11 protein-coding genes are annotated in these 12,843 nt (G+C 68.1%); 2 read left to right on the top strand and 9 right to left on the bottom strand.

Annotated elements, in window-relative coordinates:
* A partial coding sequence (locus tag C5F48_RS18085) for an acetyl-CoA C-acyltransferase (RefSeq protein ID WP_107665243.1) occupies positions 1-956 on the top strand: 956 nt, incomplete at its 5' end.
* A 19-nt stretch (positions 957-975) separates the two neighbouring features.
* Here the strand turns inward: C5F48_RS18085 and C5F48_RS18080 are convergent.
* From C5F48_RS18080 to C5F48_RS18045, 8 genes are all read right to left on the bottom strand, one after another.
* The gene (locus C5F48_RS18080) at positions 976-2,139 is read right to left on the bottom strand and encodes a mandelate racemase/muconate lactonizing enzyme family protein (RefSeq protein ID WP_107665241.1); all 1,164 of its coding nucleotides are present in this window, start codon (positions 2,137-2,139) and stop codon (positions 976-978) included.
* Positions 2,140-2,155: 16 nt separating this feature from the next.
* Positions 2,156-3,184, bottom strand: a complete 1,029-nt coding sequence (locus C5F48_RS18075; RefSeq protein ID WP_107665242.1) for a YeiH family protein — start codon at positions 3,182-3,184, stop codon at positions 2,156-2,158.
* Between the two features lies 1 nt (position 3,185).
* Positions 3,186-4,196, bottom strand: a complete 1,011-nt coding sequence (locus C5F48_RS18070) for an Ldh family oxidoreductase (RefSeq protein WP_107665240.1) — start codon at positions 4,194-4,196, stop codon at positions 3,186-3,188.
* 3 nt (positions 4,197-4,199) lie between these two features.
* Positions 4,200-5,132, bottom strand: a complete 933-nt coding sequence (locus tag C5F48_RS18065; RefSeq protein WP_107665239.1) for a hydroxyacid dehydrogenase — start codon at positions 5,130-5,132, stop codon at positions 4,200-4,202.
* A gap of 12 nt (positions 5,133-5,144) precedes the next feature.
* Complete coding sequence (locus C5F48_RS18060) at positions 5,145-7,013, bottom strand: tripartite tricarboxylate transporter permease (RefSeq protein ID WP_219907812.1); 1,869 nt, start codon at positions 7,011-7,013, stop codon at positions 5,145-5,147.
* 208 nt (positions 7,014-7,221) lie between these two features.
* The gene (locus tag C5F48_RS18055; protein ID WP_107665238.1) at positions 7,222-8,178 is read right to left on the bottom strand and encodes a tripartite tricarboxylate transporter substrate binding protein; all 957 of its coding nucleotides are present in this window, start codon (positions 8,176-8,178) and stop codon (positions 7,222-7,224) included.
* Positions 8,179-8,265: 87 nt separating this feature from the next.
* Positions 8,266-9,447, bottom strand: a complete 1,182-nt coding sequence (locus C5F48_RS18050) for a UxaA family hydrolase (protein ID WP_107665237.1) — start codon at positions 9,445-9,447, stop codon at positions 8,266-8,268.
* A 3-nt stretch (positions 9,448-9,450) separates the two neighbouring features.
* Positions 9,451-9,738, bottom strand: a complete 288-nt coding sequence (locus C5F48_RS18045; protein ID WP_107665236.1) for a UxaA family hydrolase — start codon at positions 9,736-9,738, stop codon at positions 9,451-9,453.
* Between the two features lie 142 nt (positions 9,739-9,880).
* Here C5F48_RS18045 and C5F48_RS18040 point away from each other — a divergent pair, with 142 nt between their 5' ends.
* Positions 9,881-10,582, top strand: a complete 702-nt coding sequence (locus tag C5F48_RS18040; protein WP_107665235.1) for a GntR family transcriptional regulator — start codon at positions 9,881-9,883, stop codon at positions 10,580-10,582.
* Positions 10,583-10,690: 108 nt separating this feature from the next.
* Here C5F48_RS18040 and C5F48_RS18035 read toward each other — a convergent pair.
* Positions 10,691-12,843 (bottom strand): autotransporter family protein (locus C5F48_RS18035; RefSeq protein ID WP_146170637.1); only part of this gene is annotated, 2,153 nt, incomplete at its 5' end.

Here is a 12,843-nt window from a genome sequence, read left to right as displayed (position 1 = left end):
GCACCACCGTCAACCGGCTCTGCGGCTCCGGCATGGATGCGGTGATCCTGGCGGCGCGGGCGATCCGGGCCGGCGAGGCCGATCTGATGATCGCCGGCGGCGTCGAGAGCATGTCGCGCGCGCCCTTCGTGATGCCCAAGGCCGAGACGGCCTTCTCGCGCCATGCCGAGATCCACGACACCACCATCGGCTGGCGCTTCGTCAACCCGCTGATGCAGGCGCAATACGGCGTCGACTCCATGCCCGAGACCGGCGAGAACGTGGCCGAGGAGTTCTCGGTCTCGCGCGCCGATCAGGATGCCTTCGCGCTGCGCTCGCAGGCCAAGGCCGCGGCGGCGCAGGCCAGTGGCCGCCTCGCCCGCGAGATCACCCCGGTCAGCATCCCGCAGCGCAAGGGCGACCCGCGCCTCGTCGAGCGCGACGAGCATCCGCGCGAGACCACGCTGGAGGCGCTGGCCAAGCTCGGTACGCCGTTCCGCAAGGGCGGCAGCGTGACGGCGGGCAATGCCTCGGGCGTGAACGACGGCGCGGCGGCGCTGATCCTCGCCTCGGAAGCGGCGGCCCGGGCGCATGGCCTGACCCCGATCGCCCGGGTGCTGGGCGGGGCGTCGGCAGGGGTTCCGCCGCGGATCATGGGCATCGGCCCGGTCTCGGCCTCGGAACGGCTGATGGCGCGGCTGAAGCTGACGCAGGTCGACTTCGACGTGATCGAGCTGAACGAGGCCTTCGCCTCGCAGGGCCTCGCCACGCTGCGCGCCCTGGGCATCGCCGACGACGACCCGCGCGTGAACATCAACGGCGGCGCCATCGCGCTCGGCCATCCCTTGGGCATGAGCGGCGCGCGCATCACCGGCACAGCGGCGCTGGAACTGTCGCTGTCGCAGGGCCGGCGCTCGCTGTCGACGATGTGCATCGGCGTCGGCCAGGGCATCGCGGTGGCGCTGGAGCGGGTCTGACAGCGCGACGCTGGCGGCCCTACTCCGCCAGCGCCCGCATCTCCTGCGCCAGATCGCGCTTGCCCTCGAAGCCGATGCCCGGCAGATCGGGCATGGTGATATGGCCGTCCTCGACCGCCACGCCATCCGGAAAGCCGCCGTAGGGCTGGAACAGGTCGGGGTAGCTCTCGTTGCCGCCCAGACCCAGCCCGGCTGCGATGTTCAGCGACATCTGGTGGCCGCCATGCGGAATGCAACGGGTGGGAGACCAGCCGAACTGGCGCAGCACGTCGAGGGTGCGCAGATATTCGACCAGCCCGTAGGACAGGGCGCAATCGAACTGCAGGAAGTCTCGGTCGGGCCGCATGCCGCCGTAACGCAAGAGGTTGCGCGCATCCTGATGCGAGAAGAGGTTTTCGCCCGTCGCCATCGGCGCATCGTAGAATTCCGACATCGCGGCCTGCAGCGCGTAGTCGAGCGGATCGCCGATCTCCTCGTACCAGAAGATCCGATAGTCCCGCAGCATCTTCGCATAGGCGATGCCGGTCTCCAGATCGAAACGGCCGTTGGCGTCGACGGCCAGCCGTCCCTCGCTGCCGATCTCGTCCAGCACCGCCTCGATCCGCGCGCGGTCCTCGTCGAGCGGGGCGCCGCCGATCTTCATCTTGACCACTGTGTAGCCCCGGTCGAGATAGCTCCGCATCTCGGCCCTGAGCGCGCCGTTGTCTTTGCCGGGGTAGTAGTAGCCGCCCGCAGCATAGACGAAGACCCGCGGATCGGCGCTGCGCCGGTGCAGATCGGCCAGATGGCGGAACAACGGCTTTTCCTCGATCTTGGCCACCGCGTCCCAAACCGCCATGTCGATGGTGCCGACCGCGACCGAACGTTCGCCATGCCCGCCCGGCTTCTCGTTGCCCATCATCGCCGCCCAGACGCGATGCGGGTCGAGGTTGTCGCCCGCGTCGTTCAGGAGGCTTTCCGGCGCGGCCTCGAGGATCCGGTCGCGGAAGCGTTCGCGGATCAGCCCGCCCTGCCCGTAGCGACCGTTGGAATTGAAGCCGTAGCCGACCACCCTGCGCCCGTCGCGGATGACATCGGTCACCACGGCGACGAGGCTGGTCGTCATCTTGCTGAAGTCGATATAAGCGTTGCGGATGGGCGAGGCGATCGGCCTGGTCACCTCGCGGATGTCGATGATGCGCATCGTCTGGACCCTTGTTCTAGGAGAGCATGTGCACGCCGATGAGGATGAAGCTGGCGAGCACCAGCGTCTCGGCAACGATCAGCGCCACGGCGCTGCCGCCGACATCGACCATGCGCGCGAGCGAAGTCTTGATGCCCACCGCCGCGATAGCGACCAAGAGCGCCCAGCGGCTGAGGCTTTCGGCCAGCACCGCGATGCCGCCGGGGATCAGCCCGGCCGAGTTCAGGATCGCCAGCGCCAGAAACCCCATGACGAAGACCGGCAGCAGCGGCGGGCGCCTGGCGTCGGGCGCGGCATCGGCGAGCCCCCCCGCCCGGATCACCAGCGAGAAGATCAGCACCACCGGCGCCAGCATCGAGACGCGGATCAGCTTGACCAGCGTCGCCGTCTCGCCAACCTCCGGGCTGATCGAGAAGCCCGCGCCGACCACCTGCGCCACGTCGTGGATCGTGCCGCCGAGGAAGACGGCGGATTCCAGCGGGGTGAAGTCTAAGGCCTTCGACAGCGGCGGATAGACCACCATGGCGACGGTGGAGAGCACCGTCACCGACAGCACGGTGAAGGCCAGATTGCGCTCGGACTTGTCGGTGCGCGGCAGCACGGCGGCGATGGCCATCGCGGCGGAGGCGCCGCAGATCGCGACCGAGCCGCCGGTCAGCAGCGCAAGCCGCCAGCCCCGCCCGAAGAGCCGCGCCGCCAGCAGCGCAAAGAGGATGGTGACGACGACGCCCGCGATCACCAGAAGGATCATCCGGCCACCGAGATCGGCCAGCATCTGCACCGAGATCCGCGCACCCAGCAGCGCCACGCCGATCCGCAGCACGGTCTTGGCCGAGAACTCCACCCCCGTCACCGTGCGGGTGCCCGGCTCGGCCAGGAAGTTCAGCGCGAGGCCCAGAAGCAGCGCCATCAGCATGGCCGGGGCGCCGTAATGCTCGGCCAAAAACTGCGCGGTCACGGCCACGAGCACGGAGACCGCGATGCCGGGGAAGAGCCCGCGCAGCCGGACGGTATCGATGCGCGGCGCTGTCGTGGTCAGCGCCATCTCAGGCCCCCGGACCGCGGCCGAGCGCATCGATCTGCGCCAGAAGCGCGTCATCGACGTCGAGCCCTTTGTCCGCCGCCGCCTGCTTCAGCGTGCCGCGCCGCGCCCCCGGCAGCCGCGCGCCGGGCTCGTCCTCGATCGCCCCGGCCAGATCGTCAATCCGGCTGCGCGCCCGGTCCGAGAAAGCATCCGGGTCCAGCGCGAGGATGAGTTGGCCAACGCCTGGCGGCTCGCCCTTCGCCTCGAAGAAGGAGGAGGCCTCGTGGCCGAAGTTCGCGCCCATCAGCCCCGCGGCCAGAAGTTCGACCATCAGCGCAAGCGCCGTGCCCTTGGCATCCCCCATCGGGATCATCGTGCCCGCCAGTGCAGCGACGGGATCGGTGGTCGGCTGACCCTCGGCGTCGAACGCCCAGCCTTCGGGGATCGCGCTTCCTTTCTGCTCGGCGGCCATGATCTTGCCGCGCGCGACCTTGGAGAGCGAGACATCCACCACGACGGGCGGACGCCCGCCGCTGCGCGGTGCGGCGAAGGCGATGGGATCGGTGCCGAACAGCGCCTTGCGCCCGCCCCAGGGCGCCATGGCGGCGGGCGTGTTGGCGAAAAGGAGCGCGACAAGACCGGCCTCCGCCAGCCGCTCCACCGTCACCCCGGCCACGCCGCAGTGATGCGACCGTGCGATGCCCGCGGCGGCGATGCCCTGTTGCGGCGCGGCCTTTGTCAGCCAGTCCACCGCCAGATCGAGCGCGGGATAGGCGAAGCCATGCGCTGCATCGACCGCGAAGACCCCCGGCCGCGGGCTGTGGCCGGTGGGCACGGCATGGCCGTCGACCTTGCCGCTCAGCGCCTGCGCCGCATAGGAGGGCACCCGGCGCAGGCCATGCCCCGCCTGCCCCACCTGCTCGGCCGCGATCAGCGCCCGCGCGACGGAGGCGGCATTGGCCGGGGCGGTGTTGCAGCGCAGGAGCGTCTGCAGAACCAGCTCATGGACGGCTTCGGTGGTCATCACCGCCATGGGTCAGCCCCTCCCCGCCAGATGGTCCAGCACCTTGCCGGCGATCAGGCTGCTGACGCGGACGTTCGACTCTTCCGTCACGCCCGCGACATGCGGGGTCAGGATCAGGTTCGGCAGGCCGGTAAACTTCTGCCCTGCCTCCGCCGTCAGCGGTTCGGTCTCGAAGACGTCGAGCGCGGCGCCTGCCAGTCGGCTCTGCCCGAGCGCTTCGGCCAGAGCCGACTCGTCGACCACACCGCCGCGCGCCGCGTTGATCAGGACGGCGTCAGGCCGCATCGCTTCCAGAGCCTTGGCGTCGATGATGTGCCGGGTCTCCGGCGTCAGCGGGATATGCAGGCTCAGCACGTCGGACTGCGCAAGGAGATCCGCGAAGGAGACGGAGCTGGCCGCGGCCCAGGCGGGGTTGTCGCCGGGCAGATGCGGATCATGCGCGATGACAGTCATGCCGAGGGCCTGCGCGCGGCTCGCCACCTCGCGGGCGATGGAGCCGAAGCCCAGAAGGCCCATGACCCGACCCGAGAGCTCGGCGCCGATCAGATCCTGACGCGGCCACTCTCCGGCGGCGACGCGCTCGGAGGCATGATAGGCGGTGCGCAGGAGGATCATCGCGGTGGTGATGACATATTCCGCCACCGCGAGGTCGTTGGCGCCGGTCGCGGGCCAGACCGTGATGCCGCGCGCCTTGCAGGCGGCGAGATCGATGTTGTCGAGACCGACGCCCAGCCGTCCGACCGCCTGCAGCCGGGGGGCTGCGGCGAGCAGATCTGCATCGACGCGGGTGCGGTTGCGCACGACCAGAACTTCGGTCTCGGAGAGGGCCCCCATCAGATCGGCGCGCCGATCCACCAGATCGGGCTGATAGAGCGTGTCATGGGCTTCGGACAGGTCCGCGACGGCGGCCTCGTCCATGAATTCGGTGATGACGATGCGCGACATGCGGATCCTTTCTCAGAACAGAAGAGCCGGAGGCAGCGGCACGTTCAGCACCCTGTCCAGCGTGACGTAGAAGAGCGTGACCATCACGAAGAGACTGACCAGATAGGCCGCGAGGCGCGGCATGGTCAGCCGCCCGAACTGGCCGGTCAGCATCAGGAGGACGCAGGCGATCAGCGAGGTGGCGAAGAGCCCCAGATGCGGGAAGATCACCGCCCAGCCCAGCATCGTCGCCGCGAGGACGAACCCCCGCACCGTGCCCTCGGCGCTGCCGCCTTCGGCATTGGTGCCGCCCTGCCCGCGCAGGCTGCGCAGGATCTGCAGGAGCGACAGCACCGCGAGCGCCGCGCCGATGGCATAGGGGAAGGCCGCGGCCATGACGCTGAGCCCGCTGGCCTGGATCAGCATCCAGACGGCGAGCGCGAGGAAGACGGCGGAGCCGATCAGCCCGGCCCGGTCGATCTGCACCGGCCCGGCGACAGCCCCCTCGCGGGCGATCTCGCCTGCGGCCGCGCGGCGGGCGGCCCGCATCCTGAAGAGCGGCAGCATCATGGTCAGCAGGATCAGCGCGAGGATGCCCCAGCTGATCGGGCGGTTTACGAGGAGCTGGCCGAGGAAGTCCCCCCGCGCGCCGCCGATCATCCAGGCCCGCATGAAGCCCTGCTCGGCGATCTGGCCCAGCACCAGCCCCAGCACGATCGGCGAGGCGCCGAAGCCCGCGCGGCCGGCGGCCCAACCGACGATGCCCAGCACGACCATGACCACCACGTCATGCGGATTGGCATGGATGGCGAAGCTGCCGATGATCGTCATGAAGGCGATGAGCGGCACCAGCATGGCCTTGGGCACGTTGGTGATGAAGCGGAAGGCATAGCGCCCGACGATCAGCCCCACCGGCAGCATCAGGAGCGTGGCGACGACCAGCCCGGTCATGAAGACATAGACCGTGTCGTCGCCCGACTGGAACAGCGACGGCCCGACCCGGATGCCCTGCACCATCAGCGCGCCCATGATCACCGCATCGGGCGGCGTGCCGGGGATGCCCAGCACCAACGTCGGAATGAAGCCGCCGCCGACGGTGGCGTTGTTCGAGCTTTCGGTGGCCAGAATGCCGCCCGGCTCGCCCTTGCCGAAATTGTCGGAATTTTTCGAGGCCCGCTTCGCCTCGGCATAGGCGATCAGCGAGGCGATGGAGCCCCCTGCGCCCGGCAGGATGCCGACGAGCGTGCCGATCAGCGAGGAGCGGATCAGGTTGAACCAGTTCTTGAGCGAGATGCCGATCGCCTCGAACAGCCGGAAGCCGCGCGCCTCGGCGGGCTCGAGATGCTGGTCGGGGGTCGCGACCATGCCGATCAGCACCGGCAGGCAGTAGAGCCCGATCAACGCCGCGACGATGTCGATGCCGCCGAGCATGGAGGGCAGCCCGGCGGTGAAGCGCACGTCGCCGCCGATGACGGCGACGCCGATCATCGATAGGAAGATGCCGAACATGCCGCCGATCAGCCCCTTCACCAGATTGCCCTGCGACAGCGTGGCGATCAGCGTCAGGCCCAGCAGCGCCAGCCAGAAGTATTCCGTCGACTGGAAGGCCAGCGCCAGGGTGGCGAGCTTGGGCGAGAGGGTGATCAGCAGGATCGCCCCCACCAGCCCGCCGAAGACGCTGGCGATGGTGGCCAGCGTCACCGCAAGGTCGCCATCGCCGCGCTTGGCCATCGGATAGCCGTCGAAGGTGGTGGCGATGGCGCTCGGCGTGCCGGGCGTGTTCACGAGGATCGCGGCGAAGGCGCCGCCGTAGATCGCCCCGGTATAGATCGCGCCCAGCATGATGAGCCCGGACGCCGGGTCCATCACGAAGGTGAAGGGGACGAGCACCGCGATGGCCATGGTGGCCGAGAGCCCCGGCAGGGCTCCGACGATCGTCGCCCCCCAGAACCCCCAGCAATGCCAGAAGCAAATTCATCGGGCTCAGCGCTTCGAACAGGATACTTGCTGCATCGGCCATGGTCATCCCCTCTGGCTAGCGACATCGCACGCCGGGGCCGTCGCGCGCAGGGCGCGCGGCGGCTGAGCCGGGTTGCTCGGGATCGGCGGCTTACTGCTGCGCGCGCAGCTGCTCGGCGATGGCCGTGTAGGCCTCGATCCGTTCGGCCATGAAGGCGTCCATCTCGGCATAGGGCACGTCGATCAGCGCGTAGCCGTCCTTCTCCATCTGCTCGCGGAAGCTCGGGTCGCCGTTGATCTTGCCGATGATGTCGGAGAGCTCGGTCCGCACCTCTTCGGGGGTCGAGGCCGGCACAGCGATGCCGCGATAGGCGCCGCCCACCATGTCGATCCCCAGTTCCTTGAAGGTCGGCACGTCGGGGAAGAGCGGATGACGCTCTTCGGTGGCGACCGCCAGAACCCGGGTGGAGTCTTCCTGACGCACGGCGACGGTGGTGTAGCCCCAGAGCACATCGACCTCGCCGCCGACGAGCGCCGTCTCGGTGGCGCCGGTGCCGGTATAGGGGATGTAGGTCGTCTCGACCCCGGTCTCGTTCATGAAGATCTGATTGGCGACATGGTTGGCCGAGTTGGTGGCCGACCCGCCCGCGGTGACGCCGCCCGGCATGGCCTTCGCCGCGTCGATCACGTCCTGCACCGACTGGTAGGGGCTGTCGTTGCGGACCATCAGCGCGTCGGGGGTGAAGTGGAACATGTAGACGTTGGTGATGTCTTCGGTGGCATAGCCCGGGTCCTGCAGCATCGGCTGCAGCACGATGTGCGGCAGGTTGGTGCCCATGATGGTCTGGCCGTCGCCATTGATGCCGTTCAGCCCGGACCAGGCCTGCGCGCCGCCCGCGCCCGGAAGATACTGGATGATCAGATCCTGCCCGGTGAGATCGCGGAAGCGCTGCTGCTGGTAGCGCGCGGTCACGTCGCTTTCGCCACCCGCGTTGAAGGGGATGACATAGGTCACCGGCCCGTCCGGATAGGCAAGCGCCGCCCCGGCGGTTCCCATCAGGGCCAGTGCGGCTGCGCCGATCAGGCGCCGTGTCGTTTGTCCGATCATCTTTCTCTCCTCCCGTGAAGTGTTTGATCCCGTCGGATGCCGAAGGCCTGCCGCGCTCCTCCTCAAAAACGCGGCAGGCGGCAGCCGTCAGGCGCTGCGGTAGAGCTTGGTCATCGAGAATTCCCGGTGACCGAGGGCCTCGGCTGCGGTCAGGCGGCCATTGGCGGTGCGCATGATCATCTCGATCAGCGAGTCGCCCGCCTGATCGATGGTCATCTCGCGCGTGAGCACGCCGGTCACGTCCACGTCGATATGCTCGGACATGGTGCGCAGCGTGCGCGGGTTGCCGGAGATCTTGATCACCGGCACGATCGGGTTGCCGACCACATTGCCCTGTCCGGTCGGGAAGGTGTGGATCACGTAGCCACCCGCCGCCATCAGCGTGACGCATTCCGCCGCCGCCGAAGAGCTGTCCATGAAGTAGAGCCCCGGCCCCTTCTCGGGCGATTCAGCCGGGCCGATCGCGTCGATGTAGGTCGAGGTCTTGCCGATCTTCTCGAGGTTGCCCAAGGCCTTTTCCTCGATGGTCGTCAGACCGCCGAGGATGTTGCCCTTGGTCGGCTGGCTGTCCGACAGGTCCGAGGTCTTGAAGGCCTCGATCACGTCGTCCTGATAGGATTTCCAGATCTTCTTGAACTTCGCCGCCGCCTCGGGCGTAGCCGCGCGGGTCTCGCAGATATGCTCGGCCCCGGTGATCTCCGAGGTTTCGCCGAAGCAGCCGTAGATGCCGTGCGGCAGCAGCTTGTCATACATGTTGCCGACGGTCGGGCAGGACGACAGGCCGGTGGTCGTGTCGCTCTCGCCGCATTTGGTCGAGACCCAGAGATCGCTGACCGGGCAATCCTCCTTCTGCAGCTCGGTCGCCCAGTGGACGTATTCCTTGGCCTTCCAGCTAGCCTGACGGATCGTCTCGAAATCGCCCTTCTGCTCGATGGAGAAGCCGGTGACGGGCTTGCCGGTCTTGGCGATGCCGTCGACGATGACCTTGGTCCATTCCGGCTCGATGCCGATCACCACCACGGCGGCCACGTTCGGGTTGGCGCCGGTGCCGATGATGGTGCGGAAGTGCAGGTCGAGATCCTCGCCGAACTGCAGCCGCCCATAGGCATGCGGCAGGGCCAGCGTGCCCTTGACATTGTTGGCCACCGCCTCGCAGGCGGCGTTGGAGATATCGTCCACCGGCAGGATCAGGATGTGGTTGCGCACCCCGACGCGGCCATTCTCGCGGCGCCAAGCCTTCACGGTCGCGTTGCTGAAATCAAGTGCCATGGCTTACCACCTCTTCGTCTTGCAGTTGTGGGTATGGACATGGCCGCCGACCTCGGCGTCGCCGACCATCTTGCCGATATCCTCACCGTATTTGATGACCGTGTCGCCCGCCTTCAGCGGTTTCAGCGCTACCTTGTGACCGATCGGAATGTCGGTCTTCGCCGTCAGGCGGAAATCCGAATTGTCGGCGGTGACGACGCACAGCATGTCGGTGCCGGCGGCCAGATCCTCGACGACGACAACGCCGACGTTGTCCTCGTGATCATGGACCAGAAGTTGCGGAATGCTCAATGACCCCTCCCTTTCGCAGATTGACTGGAACTCCTCGACAACGTGACTAACATATACATCTACTCTTATACAAGACTTAATGTATAACGGCTGGCGCGGCACCCACAGGGGTGCTAAATGTCTGGAAACACCAGAGGACCGCATGGCGCCGCCGCTTTATCAGACCGTCATCGACTCGATCATCGCCCGGATCGCGGCGGGCGACCTCCTGCCCGGCGGCATGCTGCCCAGCGAGACGCAGCTGGCGCTCGACACCGGGGTTTCGCAGGGCACGGCGCGCAAGGCGCTGATGATGCTGGAGCAACACGGGATCGTGCGCCGCGAGCAGGGGCGCGGCACCTTCGTGACGGCGCGCACGCCGGAGAAGTCGCTGTTCAACTTCTTCCGCCTGCGCCCGAAGGACGGGCGGGTGGTCTCGCCGGTGGTGACCTCGGAGCGAATCCTGCAGCGCCCGGCGACGGAGGCGGAGCGGGAGGTGCTGCAGGGCGCGCCCGAGCAGGTGACGGAGATCCGGCGCACCCGATCGCTGCTCGACGTGCCGAGCGTGCTGGAGACATCGGTGGTGTCGAGCGATCTGTTTCCCGGGCTGGAGCGCCGCTCTCCCCTGCCCTCTGCGCTCTATGTCCTCTACCAGCAGGCCTATGGCTGCATCATCCTCCACGCCGAGGAGTCGATGGCCGCCGTGCTGTCAACGCCCGATGTCATCGAGGCGCTGCAGCTCCCGGGGCCGACGCCGCTTCTGCAGGTCGACCGCAAGGCGCGTGACATCCTCGGCCGGACGGTGGAGATCCGCCACAGCCTCTATCGCACCGACGAGCTGCGTTACGCGATCAAGCTGGACTGAGAGGGTCAGGCGTCCCCGTGAGGACGACAGGCTGCCCGCGCGATACCGATCACGGGCCAAGCCTTCAGAATCAGGGGGCGGCCAACGTCGCCCCCTGAGGATTTGAGGTCAGAAGCGGACGGCGAGCTGCGCGGTCGCCGCCTGATCGGTGCTGTCCTCGCCGAAGAGGCCGTTGTATCCGACCGAGAAGGTCGCGGTCGGGCTCAGGTCGAAGCGCATCGCCAGATCGAGTGTCAGGGCGTCGCGGTCGGCCGCGGCGCTCAGGATCTCGAACCCTTCCGACCCGGCGAAGTTCAGCGCGCTGTCCTGCGCCAGATCGCCATAGGCCCGCCGCCAGCCGAGGCCGATCAGCGCCCGGCCCTGGGTGCTGCCCATCGTGAAGTCCTGGTCGATCCGGACGCCGATGGTGCTGGTGACCTGATCATGGGTCTCCGACCCGGCGGACAGCGCCGTGAGGCCGCCGGTTTCCGAGAAGCCGTCGGTCTTCGTCGCGACATAGGCGAGGTTGGCGAAGGGCTCGATCCCCAGCCCGTGGGCGGTCATGCGCCAGGCGCCCTCGGTGAAGATCTGCGTCGTGGTCGCATCGTAATCCGCAGTCAGCGTCTCGGAGACGCCGCCGAAGCTCACGCTGCGCGAGCTGTCCACCTGCTGCAGCGCATGGATCGCGCCGAGCTTCAGCGTCGCCTTGCCGAAATCGCGGCCGGCATAGGCGGCGAGATAGGTGCTGTCGACGCTAGCCTCGGACCGGGCAAGCGACGAGGAGATGTCGTCGGAACCATAGCCCAGGGCGAAACCGACCCGCCAGTCGCCCAGATCGCGATCCGCCCCCAGCAGCATGCCGCCGCCGGACGCGTCGGCCTTGCGGGCATTGCCGTCATCTTCGTGATCGGTCCAGCCGCCGAAGCCCTGCATCCAGAAGGCCCAGTCGGCGGCGGCGGCCGGCGCAGCAGCGGCGCCCTTGCTTGAGAGGCTGAGATCGGCGCCGAAGCCGAGCTGCGCCGCGTCGTCCAGCCTGGCCAGAACGATCTGGCGGCTCAGCCGGCTACGGTCGAGCATCGCCGCCGCCGTGTCGGGATGGATCTCGCCGGTCAGCTGGTCGAAAGCGCCCGGAGCTTCGCTGCCGGTCAGGACGACGGCGCGCGCGTAGAGCGCCGATTGCTCGTCCATGCCGTCGATGGCGTCGGCGGCCGCCTTGGCATTGCGACGGGTCGCCATGCTGGAGAAGGCCAGCGGCTGCTCGTCGGTCCCGAGGCTGCGGGTGAAGCCGAGCGCCAGCTCGGTTTCAGTGAGGGAAAGCAGTTGTTCGACCGAGAGGAAGGCGTAATCCTCCTCGATCTCGGCGAAGCGTCCGCTGATCCCGGCCTCCGCCGAAAGCACGGTGTAGCGCGCGGTGATGTCGAAGGGCGCAGCCGACTGCGTGATGTCCAGCACCAGTTTCGCATCGGTCTCGATGGTGGCGCTGCCCGTGGCCGAAACCAGATCGTTGTCACCCCCGGTCACCAGATCGACGGCGTAGATCGAGCCTTCCCGGAACAGCGTGTCGCCGGCGACCGACAGGGTGCCGATGGACCCGACGCCGGGGCTGAGCGTCGCGCCCTCCCCGAGATCCAGGCTGCCGATCGTGCCGGAGCCGGCCAGCACGCTTTCCGCGCCCTCCACCGTGACGGCGGCGGCTTCGATGCTGCCCTCGAACACCAGCGTGCCGTCCTCGACCCAGACCTCGGTCAGGCTGGAGCCGCCCCCGGTCAGGGTCCAGGTTCCGCTGTCGGACTTGGCGAGGGTGTCGAAGCCGCTGAATTTCCTGTCCACGGCGACCTGTCCGAGATCGAGCTCCCCCGTCTCGGCGCCGCCCAGCAACAGAGCGTTGCCGGTGCCGTCGTTCACCACACGCCCGACCAGTTCGGAGCTATCCGTCATCGCGAAGATGTTCTCGCCCGAGCCCATGCTCACCGCGATGTCCTGCTCGGTCGCTGCAGCCAGGCGGCCGAAATTGACGACGAAGGAATCGCCGTCGCCGGTGATGACCGCCGCGCCGCCGGTCGAGGTCACCGTGCCGGAGTTGGACACCAGGTTGAGCTCGGCATCGACCAGGATCGCGTCCGATGTCGCGGTGATCGTGCCCTCGTTCGACACCCGCGCGTCGCCTTCGATCATGCTCGATGTCGCGGTGGTCTCTTCGGTCGTGAAGCCGCTTTCCACCACGATGCCGTTCTTCCCGGTCAGCTGGCCATAGTTGGTGACAGTGGCGTCGCCTCGGGTTT

It is taken from the genome of Cereibacter changlensis JA139 (genome assembly GCF_003034985.1).
GTDB lineage: Bacteria > Pseudomonadota > Alphaproteobacteria > Rhodobacterales > Rhodobacteraceae > Cereibacter > Cereibacter changlensis.
The sequence above is the reverse complement of the archived record's forward strand: the minus strand, read 5'-3'. Positions and strand labels throughout refer to the sequence as shown.